Source organism: Lentzea miocenica, assembly GCF_033949945.1.
GTDB classification, from domain to species: Bacteria; Actinomycetota; Actinomycetes; order Mycobacteriales; family Pseudonocardiaceae; genus Lentzea; species Lentzea miocenica.
On record NZ_JAXAVW010000038.1, the window covers coordinates 36817 to 51266 of the forward strand.

Annotated in this window: 17 protein-coding genes and 1 pseudogene; 7 read left to right on the top strand and 11 right to left on the bottom strand. The window is 69.9% G+C overall.

Features of this window, described 5'->3' with window-relative positions:
* Positions 1-3: 3 nt before the first annotated feature.
* Entirely contained in the window at positions 4-354 is a 351-nt protein-coding gene (locus SK803_RS36665) for an SDR family NAD(P)-dependent oxidoreductase (protein ID WP_319970783.1), read from the bottom strand.
* Between the two features lie 80 nt (positions 355-434).
* A complete protein-coding gene (locus SK803_RS36670; protein WP_319970784.1) occupies positions 435-788 on the bottom strand; it encodes an SDR family NAD(P)-dependent oxidoreductase in 354 nt (117 codons plus the stop codon).
* Between the two features lie 71 nt (positions 789-859).
* On the opposite strand from SK803_RS36670, the gene SK803_RS36675 reads away from it, so the two are divergent.
* From SK803_RS36675 to SK803_RS36690, 4 genes are all read left to right on the top strand, one after another.
* Complete coding sequence (locus tag SK803_RS36675) at positions 860-1768, top strand: LysR family transcriptional regulator (protein WP_319970785.1); 909 nt, start codon at positions 860-862, stop codon at positions 1766-1768.
* A gap of 79 nt (positions 1769-1847) precedes the next feature.
* A complete protein-coding gene (locus SK803_RS36680; protein WP_319970786.1) occupies positions 1848-2558 on the top strand; it encodes an ABC transporter ATP-binding protein in 711 nt (236 codons plus the stop codon).
* The gene (locus SK803_RS36685) at positions 2537-2860 is read left to right on the top strand and encodes a sensor histidine kinase (RefSeq protein WP_319970787.1); all 324 of its coding nucleotides are present in this window, start codon (positions 2537-2539) and stop codon (positions 2858-2860) included. Before SK803_RS36680 ends, SK803_RS36685 begins: the two co-directional genes overlap by 22 nt.
* Entirely contained in the window at positions 2857-3483 is a 627-nt protein-coding gene (locus tag SK803_RS36690) for a response regulator transcription factor (protein WP_319970788.1), read from the top strand. The genes SK803_RS36685 and SK803_RS36690 overlap by 4 nt, the downstream gene beginning before the upstream one ends.
* 83 nt (positions 3484-3566) lie before the next feature.
* Here the strand turns inward: SK803_RS36690 and SK803_RS36695 are convergent.
* From SK803_RS36695 to uraH, 9 genes and pseudogenes are all read right to left on the bottom strand, one after another.
* A pseudogene (locus tag SK803_RS36695) lies at positions 3567-3890 on the bottom strand (allophanate hydrolase-related protein); the annotation flags it as partial.
* The gene (locus SK803_RS36700; RefSeq protein WP_406601636.1) at positions 3787-4875 is read right to left on the bottom strand and encodes an XdhC family protein; all 1089 of its coding nucleotides are present in this window, start codon (positions 4873-4875) and stop codon (positions 3787-3789) included. The pseudogene SK803_RS36695 and the gene SK803_RS36700, both read right to left, overlap by 104 nt.
* A 59-nt stretch (positions 4876-4934) precedes the next feature.
* Complete coding sequence (locus SK803_RS36705) at positions 4935-6341, bottom strand: NCS2 family permease (RefSeq protein WP_319970790.1); 1407 nt, start codon at positions 6339-6341, stop codon at positions 4935-4937.
* A gap of 176 nt (positions 6342-6517) precedes the next feature.
* Positions 6518-6979 carry a nucleoside deaminase gene (locus SK803_RS36710; RefSeq protein ID WP_319970791.1) on the bottom strand — a complete coding sequence of 154 codons (462 nt, stop codon included), beginning with the start codon at positions 6977-6979 and terminating at the stop codon, positions 6518-6520.
* A gap of 20 nt (positions 6980-6999) precedes the next feature.
* A complete protein-coding gene (locus SK803_RS36715) occupies positions 7000-9186 on the bottom strand; it encodes a molybdopterin cofactor-binding domain-containing protein (protein ID WP_319970792.1) in 2187 nt (728 codons plus the stop codon).
* On the bottom strand, positions 9183-10535 hold the full coding sequence (locus tag SK803_RS36720) for an 8-oxoguanine deaminase (RefSeq protein ID WP_319970793.1): 1353 nt from the start codon (positions 10533-10535) through the stop codon (positions 9183-9185). The genes SK803_RS36715 and SK803_RS36720 overlap by 4 nt, the downstream gene beginning before the upstream one ends.
* The gene (locus tag SK803_RS36725) at positions 10532-10993 is read right to left on the bottom strand and encodes a (2Fe-2S)-binding protein (RefSeq protein ID WP_319970794.1); all 462 of its coding nucleotides are present in this window, start codon (positions 10991-10993) and stop codon (positions 10532-10534) included. Before SK803_RS36725 ends, SK803_RS36720 begins: the two co-directional genes overlap by 4 nt.
* Complete coding sequence (locus SK803_RS36730; protein WP_319970795.1) at positions 10984-11844, bottom strand: FAD binding domain-containing protein; 861 nt, start codon at positions 11842-11844, stop codon at positions 10984-10986. Before SK803_RS36730 ends, SK803_RS36725 begins: the two co-directional genes overlap by 10 nt.
* A gap of 2 nt (positions 11845-11846) precedes the next feature.
* Positions 11847-12161 carry a hydroxyisourate hydrolase gene (gene uraH / locus SK803_RS36735; protein ID WP_319970796.1) on the bottom strand — a complete coding sequence of 105 codons (315 nt, stop codon included), beginning with the start codon at positions 12159-12161 and terminating at the stop codon, positions 11847-11849.
* 128 nt (positions 12162-12289) lie between these two features.
* Between uraH and SK803_RS36740 the strand changes: the two genes are divergently transcribed.
* The 3 genes from SK803_RS36740 to SK803_RS36750 all read left to right on the top strand — a co-directional run bounded on the left by SK803_RS36740 (position 12290) and on the right by SK803_RS36750 (position 14434).
* On the top strand, positions 12290-13729 hold the full coding sequence (locus tag SK803_RS36740) for a PucR family transcriptional regulator (RefSeq protein WP_319970797.1): 1440 nt from the start codon (positions 12290-12292) through the stop codon (positions 13727-13729).
* 9 nt (positions 13730-13738) lie between these two features.
* Positions 13739-14044, top strand: coding sequence for a hypothetical protein (locus tag SK803_RS36745; protein ID WP_319970798.1), 306 nt, complete (start codon positions 13739-13741; stop codon positions 14042-14044).
* A gap of 66 nt (positions 14045-14110) precedes the next feature.
* On the top strand, positions 14111-14434 hold the full coding sequence (locus SK803_RS36750) for a hypothetical protein (protein WP_319970799.1): 324 nt from the start codon (positions 14111-14113) through the stop codon (positions 14432-14434).
* Positions 14435-14450 lie beyond the last annotated feature (16 nt).

The following is a 14450-nucleotide window of genomic DNA, read 5'->3' on the forward strand; positions in this document are numbered from 1 at the left end:
GGTTCAGGCCTTCGCGAGGAGGGTTTCGGAGTACGTCCACAGGCGTGCTGCGCTGTCCGGGTCGAGGGCGTAGCGGGCGACACCGTGCAACGGCGGGGCTTCGCCGCGGCCGTCGACGGTGCCGCTGCCGCGTCCCTCGGTGTGGCGCTGCAGGTTGGTGTAGATGGCGCCGGGCATCACGGCGTTGGCCGTGATGCCGTCGTTCGCCCATCGACGCGTTGCTTCGACCGCGAACAGCACGTTGGCGGTCTTGCTCTGGCCGTACGCGAGCCACGGGTCGTAGCGGCGGAACGAGAAGTTGACGTCGTCGAAGACGACGGGCGAGAGCATGTGCCCGGTGGAGCTGACCACCACGATGCGAGCGCCTTCCGCCTGAGTGCGTCGTGCAGGCCCGTGGTCAGGGCGAAGTGGCCGAGGTGGTTGGTGGCGAACTGTCATTCCCAGCCCTGCTCGGTGTACTGCTCCGGGCTCGCCATCACGCCGGCGTTGTCGACCAGGACGTGCAGCGGGCCCCGCCAGTTCTTCGTGAACTCGTCGACGGAGGCGAGGTCGGTCAGGTCCAGCCTGGCGACGCGGACGTTGCCGCCGATGTCCTTCGCGGTCCTCTCACCCGCGGCGACGTCGCGGACGGCCAGGGTGACCTCGGCGCCGGTGCCGGCCAGCGCTCGCGCGGTCTCGATGCCGATGCCGGAGGACCCACCGGTCACGATCGCGCGCTTGCCGGTCAGGTCGATGCCCGCGGCGACCTCCGCGGCGGTGCTGCTGAACCCGAACTCTGTTTTGATCACGCCATCGACGCTAGGCTCGGTCTGGGCATGCGGGTAGCGAAAGTATGTCAACCTGGGTATGCGAGGACGTCATGGCCCTCACGGATGCGTCGCTAGTCGCTCTGCGGGTGTTCCGCGAGGTCGCCGAGCGCGGCACGCTGACCGCGGCGGCGTCCGCGCTGGGCTACACGCAGTCCGCGGTGTCACGGCAGATCGCCTCGCTGGAACGTGCAGCGGGCGTCGAGCTGCTGGAGCGGCGGTACGACGGCGTGCGGCTCACCCCGGCCGGGCGGCTGGTGTTGCGACGCGCTGCCGCCGTGGTGGACGAGGTCGACGCGGGCGCGCGGGAGCTGGCCGGGCTGCCAGAGGACGTGAGCACCATCCGGCTCGGCTGGTTCGCGACGGCCGGGGCGTGGCTGGTGCCGCAGGCGTTGTCGTCGTTGGGACGGACTCATCCGTCGATCACGGTCGTCACGCGTGAGGGCAGCACACCGGCGTTGGTTCGTGCGCTGCGTGCGGGCACATTGGACGTTGCGTTGATCGCGTCCTCACCGCCGTTTCGTGCGCCAGACGACGAGACGCCCGCGCTGGCGGCCGACGTGCTGGTCGAACGCAGTCTGCGGGTTGCGGTTCCTGCCGCACATCCGTTGGCGCGCAACGACTTCATTGATGTGGGAGATCTGCGGGGGCAGCGCTGGATCGCCGGGCCCGGTGATCAGTTGGTGATGGGCGTGTGGCCCGGGTTGGACGAACGGCCCGTCGTCGCGCACACCGCACGTGACTGGCTGGCCAAGTTGCAGCTGGTCGCGGCCGGGTTCGGCATCACGACGGTGCCCGCCGCGCTGGTGGCCGTGGTGCCCGCCGGAGTGCGGGTCCTGCCGGTGCGGGGTGGGCCCGCCGAGCGGCGCCAGATCCTGCTCGCGCGGCTGCCGGGGCCGGTGCCGGAGGCCGTCGAACGGTTGGCCGCCGCGTTGCGCGCCGCCGTGCTGGAGTCTGAGTGACGGCATCAACCGATCGGTTGATCCGGGTGTCGCCGGCTGTTCGATGATCTTCCGGTCGTGCTGCCCGATCGTGGACGGCATGGCAATCATCGAAGTGCGCGACCTCGGCAAGAGGTACGGGCCGAAGATCGCGGTGGACTCGGTGTCCTTCGAGGTCGCCGAGGGGGAGATCTTCGGCATCCTGGGGCCGAACGGGGCCGGCAAGACGACGACCGTCGAGTGCGTGGCGGGGCTGCGCGTGCAGGACCGGGGGAGTGTGTCGGTGCTGGGGCGGGCGCCCGCCGACGTGCGGTCGGCGATCGGCGTGCAGCTGCAGTCGTCCGAACTGCCCGAACGGATGCGTGTCAGCGAGGCGTTGTCGTTGTTCTCGTCGTTCTACCCGTCGCCGGCGGACTGGTCCGCGAGGTTGGGGCTCACGTCCCACCTGAAGGCGGAGTTCGGGCAGTTGTCCGGCGGGTTGAAGCAGCGGTTGTCGATCGCGCTGGCCTTGATCGGCTCGCCGCGGGTGGCGATCCTGGACGAGCTGACGACGGGGCTGGATCCGCAGGCGCGGCGGGACACGTGGTCGGTGATCGAGGAGGTGCGTGCGGCCGGCGTGACGATCGTGCTGGTCACGCACTTCATGGAGGAGGCCGAGCGGCTCCGCGACCGGGTGGCGGTGTTCCGCGACGGGCGGATCGCGGCGCTGGACACGCCCCGGCCCTGGACTCGGCGGCCCTGCACGAGGCCCTGGACGACGTGGCGTCCGGCTGGTCGAAGTACAACGGGGTGCCGGTCTCGGTCACGCTGACGGGTGCCGTGCGCGAAACGCACCCGGAGGTGGAGGTGGCCTTGCTGCGCACCGCCCAGGAAGCCCTGGCGAACGTGGCCAAGCACGCCTCGGCGTCCAGAGTGGGCCTGACCTTGTCGTACATGGAGGACGTGGTGACCCTGGACGTGCGTGACGACGGTGTGGGCTTCGACCTCGCGCGTCCCTCGGACGGCTTCGGCCTGCCCGCGATGCGCCACCGCGTGCACCGCCTGTCCGGCGCGCTGTTCGTCGAGTCCGAACCGGGCGTGGGAACGGCGATCTCGGCGCGGGTGCCGGCGTGATCCGCCTGGTGATCGTGGACGACCACCCGGTCGTCCGCGACGGGCTGCGCGGCATGCTGTCCGCCGCAACGGATTTCGAGGTCGTGGGCGAGGCGGCCTCTGGCGACGAGGCGGTCGCGGTCGTCACGGCGCTGTCGCCGGACGTGGTGCTCATGGACCTGCGCATGCCCGGCTCCGACGGCCTGTCCGCCATCGAACGCCTGCGCACCCACCCGTGCCGCGTCCTGGTGCTCACCACCTACGACACCGACCGCGACGTGCTGCCGGCCATCAAGGCGGGCGCCACCGGCTACCTGCTGAAGGACACCCCGCGCGACGAACTGCAGCGCGCGATCCGGGCCGCCCACTCCGGCGAGGCCGTGTTGTCGCCCGCGGTGGCGACGCGGCTGCTGGGGCAGGTGCGGCAGCCGGCATCGGAGGCGTTGTCCGCGCGGGAGCTCGACGTGCTGGCGTTGGTGGCCAAGGGATCGACGAACCGGGCGGTGGCGGCGGCGCTGTTCATCTCCGAGGCCACGGTGAAGACCCACTTGCTGCACGTCTACGCGAAGCTGGGTGTCTCGGACCGGGCGGCGGCCGTCGCGGTGGCGTACGAACGCGGGTTGTTGCGCGGTCGCGGGCGATGAGTTCCCCCGCGGCGGGACCACTTCGGTTGGTCCCGCCGCCAGCGGCAACTCCCCTTGCCAATGGCACCCCCCGTGCCACTCCCTCACCCCTCGCGATGTAGGAACTCCCGCCAGTCGCCCAGATACGAGATGTCCCGGATGTCACCCGATCGGAGTAGCGACGAGTCCTCGAGGACCGCGTCGCGCAGGACGGTGGCCAGGGCGGCGCTGCCGTCCTCGAGTTCGATCACGCCGATCTCCAGCTCCGGCGGTTCGGCCGGCACGAGGTGGTCGCGCAGGATGGTCAGCGGCAGGTCGTAGAGCTCACCGACCACCTGTGCCGACCCCGACTCGTGCATCGCGGGGAACTTCCCGCGCACCGAGAAGTAGCGATACCTCGCCGCACTGCGCGCCCGGCACACCATCGGGGTGCCCTGGAGCTGGTCGTGCAGCGGGCCGCCCCGCATGCCGCCGCCGTTGAGAAAGATCAGTGCCATGACTCTCCTGAACTGGGGATCGGTGGATCGGCGTGGACACCGACGACAGCGGCAGGCCGGTGCCGCCGTGGCGCAGGGCCACGAGTTCGGCCGCGATGGACACGGCCGTTTCCGCCGGGCCGCGGCCGCCCAGGTCCAGGCCGATCGGTGACCGCAGCCGGGCCAGCGCTGCCTCGGGCACGCCCGCCTCGCGCAGCCGGTCGAGCCGCTCGAAGTGCGTGCGGCGGGAACCCAGCGCGCCGACGAACGCCAGCGGCCGGGACAGCGCCTCGGTCAGCACCGGGATGTCGAACTTCGGGTCGTGGGTCAGCACCACCACGGCGGTGTCGGCATCAGTGCGGGTGGCGGCGAGGTAGCGGTGCGGCCAGTCGACGACAACGGAGTGGGCGGCGGGGAAGCGTTGCGGGGTGGCGAAGATCGGGCGGGCGTCGCACACCGTGACGTGGTAGCCGAGGAAACGCCCGATCTCGGCCACGGCGGCGGCGTGGTCGATGGCGCCGAACACCAGCAGGCGCGGCGGTGGCAGCCAGGACTCGGTGAACACGCGGCCTTCGATCCCGAACCGCACCGAGACCGGGTGTCCGTCCACAGAGGCCTGAAGAGCGGCGCGCAACGAAGGGGTGTCGCGCTGCACCAGGACGTCCAGCGAACCGCCACACGTCAGACCGACGGAGAAGGCCGTGTCGTCGGAGTAGCCGAACGTGGCCAACGACGAAACGGAGGTTTCCAGCACCGTGCGGGCCAGCTCGTACACCTCGGCCTCCACGCAGCCGCCGGACACGCTGCCGATCACCTCGCCCGACGGGCCGACCGCCATCGCGGCGCCGACCGGACGTGGTGCGCTGCCCCGCACGGCCACCACCGAGGCGACCGCGAACCGGTCCCACGACAGCAAAGTCGATGCCAGGTCACGCATCCGAACCTCCCTCAGGCGAGAGGCCCGGCCGGGTGGCCGCCCGGCCGGGCCTCCGCGCGTCACTTGCCGGTGATCATGTCCACGCCGAAGTACACGGCGAACATCAGGGCGAGGCCGGTCATCAGCCAGCCCGGCCAGCGGCCCTTGCAGATGCGCAGCACGACGTACGACACGAGGCCCGCGCCGATGCCGTTGGTGATCGAGTACGTGAACGGGATGATGGCCACGGTCAGGAACACCGGGATGGTGAAGTCCGTGTCCTGCCACGGGATTCGGCGGATCTGGGTCATCATCAGGCCGCCGATCACCACCAGGGCCGGTGCCGCCGCCTGGGCGGGCACGACGGTGGCCAGCGGGGTGAAGAGCAGCGCCACCAGGAACAGACCGCCGGTCACCAGTGACGCCAGGCCGGTTCGGGCGCCTTCGCCAACGCCCGCCGCCGACTCCAGGAACACGGTGTTCGGGGCCGAACCCGTGACGCCACCGGCGATCGCGCCCGCGCCGTCGACCATCAGGATCTTGCCCATGCCCTCGACCTTGCCGTCACGGGTCAGGCCCGCCTCGTCGGACACCGAGGTGATGGTGCCCATCGCGTCGAAGAAGCCGGACAGCACGAGGGTGAACAGGAAGATCGTCGCCGCGATCACGCCGGCCGACACGAAGCCGCCGAACAGGTCCACCCTGCCGAACAGGCCGAAGTCGGGTGAGCCGACGATCGACGACGGCAGGGTGGGCGTCACGAGTCCCCAGCCGGAGATCGTGAAGACCGAGTTCACCACCACAGCGACCACGGTGGCGACCACGATGCTGATCAGTACGGCGCCGGGCACACCGCGGGCCATCAGGACGATCATCAGCAGCAGACCCAGGCAGAAGATCACGATCGGCCAGCCGCTCAGGTGGCCGTCGACGCCCATCCGCACCGGGACCGTGGACCCGACGGCATCGGGCGTGCGGGTCACGAAACCGGCGGAAACCAGTCCCACCAACGCGATGTAGAGGCCGATGCCCACGGTGATCGCGATCTTCAACGGTTCCGGGATCGCGTTGATGATGCGTTCACGGACGCCGGAGGCGGCCATGATCACGATGCACACGCCCTCCAGCACCACCAGCCCGAAGGCCTGGGCCCACGTCATGGTCGGCGCCATCTGGAACGCCACCACGCCGTTCACGCCGAGACCGGCGGCGATCACCAGAGGCGCGTTGCCGACCAGTCCCATCAGGATGGTCATCACGCCGGCCGCGAGCGCTGTCGCGGTGGTGATCTCGGCGATGGTGAGCTTGGCGCCGGTGATGTCGGCGGACGCACCGAGGATCAGCGGGTTCAGCAGCACGATGTACGACATCGCGACGAAAGTCGTTATGCCACCCCGAACTTCACGGCCCAACGAGCTGCCACGTTCGGTGATGCGGAAGAACTGGTCGAGGGCCGACGTCGATTGTCGGCTCCGTAACTGGGTCATGGAGGACGGCCTTTCCCATGCCGGTGGGCGCGTTCCAACGCCGGAACGCGTTTGTGCGATGCAAGCTCCGGTCAGCAAGACAGGCTTTTGGCCACAGTCATCCCGTTATCGCGCGGCCAGCGCTCCTCCGGGGGCACACCGTTGATGGACTGGTTGCTCGTGAACTAACACAGCCGTCAGTAATCAATACGGGTCGCGAGTGACATCCACGCGGTGAACGGGGCGTTGTCCTCGCCTGTGGAGATCTGGTGCACGGGCAAGTCCCACTCACTGCGGGACTTGCTGAACAGCTCGTAGAACTCGCGGTCGTCGAACCCGGCCGCGGCCGCGTCGTGGCGGTCGGCGGCGTAGACGACCCTGTCCACCCGCGCCCAGAGCGCGGCGGACAGGCACAGGGGGCACGGCTCGCACGAGGAGATCAGCGTGCAGCCGGTCAGCCGGAAGTCGCCGACGACCTGGCAGGCCGCGCGGATCGCGACGACCTCGGCGTGGGCGGTGGGGTCGAGGTTCGGCGTCACCTGGTTCACGCCGGTGGCGATGACCTGGCCGTCGCGGACGATCATCGCGCCGAACGGGCCGCCGCCGGAGGCCACGTTGCGGGTGGCCAGGTCGATGGTGGCGAGCAGATGTGCTTTCACAGCAAGAACTCCAGAGAAGATCAGGTACCGGTGAGGTGTTCCGGGCGGACCGGGACGCGGGTGAGCGCCAGGCCGGTCGCCGCGCGGATCGCCGCCACGATCGCCGGGGTCGACGAGATGGTGGGCGGTTCGCCGACGCCGCGGATGCCGTACGGGGCATGGGGATCGGCGAGCTCGAGCACGTCGATGCTCATCGGCGGCATGTCGAGCACGGTGGGAATGAGGTAGTCGGTGAACGACGGGTTGCGCACCTTGCCGCCGGAGGTCTGGATCTCCTCCATCACCGCGAGGCCGAGGCCCTGGGCGGAACCGCCCTGGATCTGACCCACCACGGCCTGCGGGTTCAACGCGCGACCGACGTCCTGGGCGCAGTCCAGCGAGACCACGCGCACGAGTCCGAGATCGACGTCCACGTCGACGACGGCGCGGTGCGCGGCGAAGCCGTACTGGACGTGCGCGTTGCCTTGCCCGGTAACGGGATCGAGCGACTCGGTCGCGCGGTGCCGCCACTCGGTGGTCTCGTCGATCACTTCCGCGCCGATGTCGGTGCGGCCCGCCAGCCGGTCGCGCACGATCGCGCAGGCGGCCTTCACCGCGCCACCGGTCACGTAGGTCTGGCGCGACGCCGACGTGGAACCGCCGTTGCCGATCGTGGTGTCCATCGGCAGCACGGTCACGCGCTCGATGCCGAGTTCGGTCCGCACGATCTGCTGCATGATCGTCACCAGGCCCTGGCCGACCTCGCAGGCGGCGGTGTGCACGGCGGCGGCCAGCTCTCCGTTGACCATCGACACCCGCACGCGAGCGGTCGAGTAGTCGTCGTAGCCCTCGGAGAAGCAGATGTTCTTGATGCCGACGGCATAACCGACACCGCGCACGACACCCTCGCCGTGGGTCGTGTTGGACACGCCACCGGGCAGTTCGCGGATGTCGGACGACGTGCCTGCGGGCAACGGCTTGTCCTGCACCAGCTTCAGCAGCTGCGCGACGGGCGCGGCGGAGTCGACCACCTGACCGGTCGGCATCACCGAACCCTCGGTCATCGCGTTGCGCACCCGGACGTCGACGGGCGACATCCCGAGAGCCTCTGCCAGTTTGTCCATTTGGGACTCGTAGGCGAAACCTGCCTGCACCGCACCGAATCCGCGCATCGCACCGCAAGGCGGGTTGTTCGTGTAGACGCCGTAGGCATCAACGGTCACGTTGTCGACCTCGTACGGCCCGACGCCCAGCGTCGCCGCGTTGGCCACGACAGCGGGGGTCGAGGACGCGTAGGCACCGCCGTCCAGGTACATGCGAGTACGAACGTAGACCAGCTTGCCGGTGTGGTCGGCGCCGTGCTCGTAGTACAGCACGGCCGGGTGGCGGTGCACGTGCCCGTAGAACGACTCCTCGCGGTTGTAGACCATCTTCACAGGCTTGCCGGTGTACAGCGCCAGCAGACACGCGTGCACCTGCATCGACAGGTCCTCACGGCCACCGAACGCCCCGCCGACGCCGGACAACGTCAGTCGCACCTGCTCCTGCGGCAACCCCAGCGCGGCGGCGATCTGGTCGCGGTCGACGTGCAGCCACTGCGTCGCGATGTACAGATCGACCGAACCGTCGGTCGCCGGCACCGCCAGCCCGGACTCCGGACCGAGGAACGCCTGGTCCTGCATCCCGACCTCGTACCGGCCGGTCACCACGACATCGGCCTGGACGTCCTGCGAACCACGCCGGATCGGCACGTGCCGCACCAGGTTCCCGCCGGGGTGCAGCGGCGTGTCGTCCACGGCGGTTTCCATGTCCACCACGGGTTCGAGCACGTCGTAGGTCACGACGATCTTCTTCATCGCCCGCAGCGCGGTCTCCGGGTGGTCGGCACCGACGAGCGCCACCGCCTCGCCCTGATAGCGGACGATGTCGACCGCCAGCACCGGCTGGTCCTTGTGCTCCAACCCGTACAGGTTGCGCCCAGGCACGTCCGAGTGCGTCAGCACCGCGTACACGCCCGGCACCTTCAGCGCCTCGGTGATGTCCACCGACGTGATGCGGGCATACGGGTGCGGTGAGCGCAGGGTCGCGCCCCAGATCATGTCCTCGTGCCACAGGTCGGAGGCGTAGGCGAACTCGCCGCGCACCTTGAGGTTGCCGTCCGGGCGCTGCGGTGACGTCCCGATGCCACCCGACACCGCGGAGGTGAGTTCGGCGGGAGTGAGGGTCATCGCGCTGCCTCCTGGAGCTTCAGACTGGCGGCGGAAAGATCACGCGCCAGCTCGTCGGTCGACGCCGTCAGCAGAACCCCGTCCCGCACCACGACCCGGCCGCCCACGATCAACAGTTTCAACGGCGGGGGAGTGCCGAGCACCAGCGCCGCCACCGGGTCCGCGATACCCGCGTAGTCCATTCCGGACAGATCCCAGACCGCGAGGTCCGCCACCTTGCCCGGCTCGATCGAGCCCAAAGCGTCCGCCCGGCCCAGCACCTGCGCGCCGCCCATCGTGCCCATCCACAACGCCTTGCGGGCGTCGAGAGCACCCGGTCCGCCTCGCTGACGGGCCTGGTACAGCGCCGAACGCAGCTCGACCACCAGTCCACCGTCCTCATTGGACGCCGCACCGTCGACGCCGAGCCCGACCGGCGCACCCGCGTCCAGCAGGTCGCGCACCGGCGCGATCCCGGTGCCCAGGCGCCCGTTGGACGTCGGGCAGTGCGCGGAGCCCGTCCCGGTCGCACCGATGCGCTTCACCGCGTCGGCGTTCAGATGCACGGTGTGCGCGAGCCACACATCCGATCCCAGCCAGCCGAGCTGCTCGGCGTACTCGGTCGGCGTGCACCCGTTCTCCGCCAGGCACTGCTCTTCCTCGTCCATCGTCTCGGCGAGGTGGGTGTGCAGCCGGACGCCGTGCCGTCGCGCCAACGCGGCCGCGCCGGTCATCAGCTCCTTCGACACCGAGAACGGCGAGCACGGCCCCACGGCAACGCGAACCAGCGCGTCGTCCGCGGTCGAGTGGTAGTCACCGATCGCCTGCTCGGTCGCGACCAGCGCGGCCTCGGTCTCCTCGACCAGGTTGTCCGGCGGCAACCCGCCGTGCGACTGGCCCCGGTCCATCGACCCGCGGATCGCCTCCAGCCGGATCCCGATCCGCCGCCCCGCCGACACCAGCGCGTTGAACACGTCACCGCCGCCGGACGGGAAGACGTAGTGGTGGTCGGCGGCCAGCGTGCAGCCGGTCAACGCCAGCCGCGCCAGGCCGGCGGACGCGGCGGCGTGCGTCACCGAGTCGTCCAGCCCGCGCCACACCGGGTACAGCGTCGTCAGCCACTCGAACAGCGTCGCGTCCTGAGCCAGTCCCCGCGTCGCCCACTGGTACAGGTGGTGGTGCGTGTTGATCAGCCCGGGCGTGACCAGGCACGACGACGCGTCGACGTAGGTGTGCGACTCGTAGGGCCGAGCCGCCGGACCCGAACCGACCGAGACGATCCGGCCGGCGTCGACGACGACGTGCCCGGAGGCGTGCTCGGTCCCGTTCGAATCCACAGTGGACACCGCGCAGCGGTCGAGGACGATCATCGGCGCGACGCCGCCAATCGCACGGCGTCCAGGATCTTCTCGTACCCCGTGCAGCGGCACAGGTTCCCGGCCAGCGCCTCGCGGATCTCCGGGTCGGACGGCGCCGGCACGCGGTCCAGCAGGTCGTGCGCCGCCACCACGAGACCAGGCGTGCAGAACCCGCACTGCACCGCGCCCGCCTCGACGAACGCCTCCTGCACGGGGTCCAGCCGATCGCCCTCGGCGAGCCCCTCGACCGTGCGGACCTCCCGGTCCTGCGCCTGCCCGGCCGCGACCAGGCACGCGCACACCGGCACCTTGTCCAGGTACACCGTGCAGGAACCGCATTCGCCCTGCTCGCAGGCGTTCTTCGAGCCGGGCAGCCCGAGCCGCTCGCGCAGCATGAACAGCAGCGACTCGCCTTCCCAGACGTCGTCGGCCTGGCGCTGCTCGCCGTTGACCGTCACGTTCACGCGCATGCTTTTTCCCCGTCCAGAAGTTCCTGCCACGCCCAGCCCAGCGTCCGGCGAGCCATCACGGCCAGCGCGTGCTTGCGATACGCCGCCGACCCGCGCACGTCGTCGATCGGCGACGCGGCCTGCGAGACCAGCTCCCCGAACTCGCGCTTCACCGAGTCCAGCAACGGCTTGGGGTTCTTGAAGTCCAGCTCCGAAGCCAGGAAGGCCTCGGCGTCGTGAGCCCGGCGCGGAGTGGGAGCGGCGGACCCGACGGCGGCGCCCACCCGGTTCTCCTCGGGGAACAAGGAGATCCCGAACGAGCACACCGCGATCACCATGGCGTTGCGCGTGCCCACCTTGGAGAACTGTTGTGGCCCCTTGGCAGGCGTCAGGTGAACCGCGACGATCAGCTCGTCCTGCTCCAGCGCGTTCCGCTTGACCCCGAGGTAGAAGTCGGCGGCCGGGATCATCCGCGTCCCGCGCACCGAGGCCACCTCGATCACCGCGTCGGACGCCAGCAGCACCGGGTGCGTGTCTCCCGCGGGGGAGGCCGCGCCGAGGTTGCCGCCGACCGTGCCGCGGTTGCGGATCTGCGGCGACCCGACCGTTCGCGCGGCCATGGCCAGACCGGGCAGTTCCGCGCCCAGCTCGTCGATGATCCGCACGTACGGCACGCCCGCACCGACCCGCAGCCCGGCTTCCCACCGCTGGAGTTCGGGAATCCGGGTCAGGTCGAGCAGCGCGGCGGGCCTGCGGTGGTCGAAGTTCAGCTCCACCATGACGTCCGTGCCACCGGCGATCGGCACGGCGTCCGGCCGGGAGGCCTTCAGCTCCAACGCCTCCGCAAGCGTTTCCGGTCGAAGGAAGTCCATCGTCAGCTACCTCGGTAGGTGGAGTAGGCGAACGGCGAGAGCAGCAGCGGCACGTGGTAGTGCTGCGCCGGATCGGAGTAGTCGAACGTGAGCACGACCTCGGGGAAGAACGGCGCGGCCTCCGCCGTGTCGAACACCAGCCGGTACACCCCGGCCTCCAGGCCATCACCCCATCCGGTGATCCGGCCATCGGCGTTCGTCTCGGCGGCACCCACCTCGGTCCCGTCGCGGCGCTGCAGCGACACGGCGATGCCCGCGAACGGCCTGCCTCGTGCCGCGTCCAGCACATGCGTGGAGATCGTCACTCGCCCTCCCATCTCGTTGTGAGCCAGTACACAGACCCAGAGGTCCGTACCTCTACGGCCGGGACACATGAATCAGCAGGCTCCTACACGTAACGAATTTGTGCTTTCCTACAAACACGAATGGACGAAAGTGACCTCTCATGTTGCTCCTGCGGACGTTGCTGCAGATGCCGGAACTGCGCCTGAGCCTGCAAACCGGTGAAGACCAGCTCGATCGCACGGTCACCCGCGTGTACGGAACGGAGCTGCCCGACCCCAGCCGGTATCTGTCCGGAGGGGAGCTCGTGCTGTCCGGCCTGCTCTGGCACCACAGCCCGCAGGACTCCGAGACGTTCGTCCGCTCGCTCGCCACGGCCCGTGTGGCCGGCCTGGCCGCGTCCGAGACCGAGAACCGGTCACTGCCCGCCGATCTCGTCGACGCCTGCGTGCGCCACCACGTGCCGCTGCTGGAGGTGCCGGTCGACCTGTCGTTCGCGACGATCACCGAACGCGTGTCGATGGAGCTCGTCGGCCTGTCCCGCCACCGCCGGCTTCTGAACGTCGTCGCGGAGGGCTCCGGTCTGCCCGCGCTGTTGCTGGCAGGCGGCCACGAGCTGAACGCGCCGTGCTGGGTGCTGTCGACGGCCGGCCGGGTCGTGGCGGGCGGCGAGTTGCTGGATCGGGTCACGCTGGTCAAGGAGTTCCTGCAGGCCGACAGGCTCCCGAAGACGGTCAGGGGCATGACGCTCGTGCCCGTCTCCGAACGCGGCGGCAACCGGCTCACCAGCTGGATCCTCGTCGTGGGCGGCGAACCGCAGCAAGAGGCCGCTGCCGAGCTCGCGTCCCTGGTCGGGCTGGAACGCCTCCGTCAGGCCCAGGGCCGCCAGATCGAGAACCGGACCGCCGGCCCGCTCGTCACCGCGGTGCTGACCGGCTCGGCGGACGTCGAGTCACGGCTGGCCGCCGCCGGACTGGAGAACACCCGCCTGCGGGTGATCAGCGCCGTCACCTCCGATCAGCGCACGGACCTCGCGGCCGCCGTGCTGGAGGAGACGCTGCCGCAGGCGTTGGTCACGCCCGTCGGCGACATGGTCTACGCGGTCGCGAAAGCCGACGACTCGCTGCCGGACGACGTGCGCGAGGCGATGCGTGTGATGGAACCGGGCCTCGGGTCGTCCCGGGTCCTGATCGGCATCAGCTCGCCGGTCGAATGGCGCGGCCTGCGTGGCGCCGCGGAGGAGGCAACGCACGCGCGTCGGCTCGGCGAACGGCGCGGCGGTCGCACGTGCGTGGTGGCGGGCGAGGAGATCGCGCTCTACCAACTGCTGCTCGCCGGGGTTCCGGAAGAGCTGCGGACGTCGTTGCGGCGAAGGCTGCTCGGTCCGGTGCTGGACTACGACGCCGAGCACGGGTCGGATCTCACCGGGACGTTGAAGGTGTTCCTGGACTGCTCCGGCTCGTGGACCGCGGCGGCGGCCAAGCTGCACGTCCACGTGAACACGTTGCGGTACCGGGTGGGACGCGTGGAGGACCTGCTCGGGATCGACCTGGCGGAGTTCGAGGCCCGCGTGGACCTCTTCCTGGCGCTGCAGGCGGGGTAGCTTGGAGGGGTGGCCTTCGATCTGATGAAGGTGCTGCGCAGGCTTCGTCCACCTGCCCCGGTGTCCGACCATCGGCCGATCGAACGAATCGCGGCCGACCTTCGTCGTGTGCGCCGGACGTTGGCCTGTTTCGAGCCGGGGACGTCGGCGGTCAAGAAGATCGCCGCTCGTCAGGCCTATGACGCGCTGCTCGTGCAGGCTTGCGCGGCGTTGGAGGTAGAGCACCGGTTGCGCCTCTTGCCGGAGGGGATGGACCGCGAGATCGAGCGGTTCCGGGTCGAGGAATGCCTGCGCCGCCTCGGGTTGTCAGTCTGATGGTGGACCCTTCTTGAGCCTTCAGGCTGATGTGTCCGCGGGCCCCTGTTTCCTACCGTTCCCGACATGAAGACCGCCGCCTTACTCGTGGGCCTGCTGCTGGCCGGAAGCACCGGCTGCGCGGTAGCGCCCAACATCCGTGTGGTGGTGGAGGGATCGGGCACGACCGATCAGCTCACCTACGCGTTTCCCGGCGAGGAGGAACGGACGCTGCGCAACCCCGACATGCCGTTCGAGCGGATGGGCGCGCGCAAGGGGCGGGTGGCGATCAGGCTTGAAGGCGTGCACGGCGAGCTCACGTGCAAGATCATCATCAACGGGCGTCAGGTGAAGACCGCCACGTCGAACACGGGTGCCGCACTGACGTGCGATCACTCTATGGCTGTCTGACGTAAGAAGAGGAAAG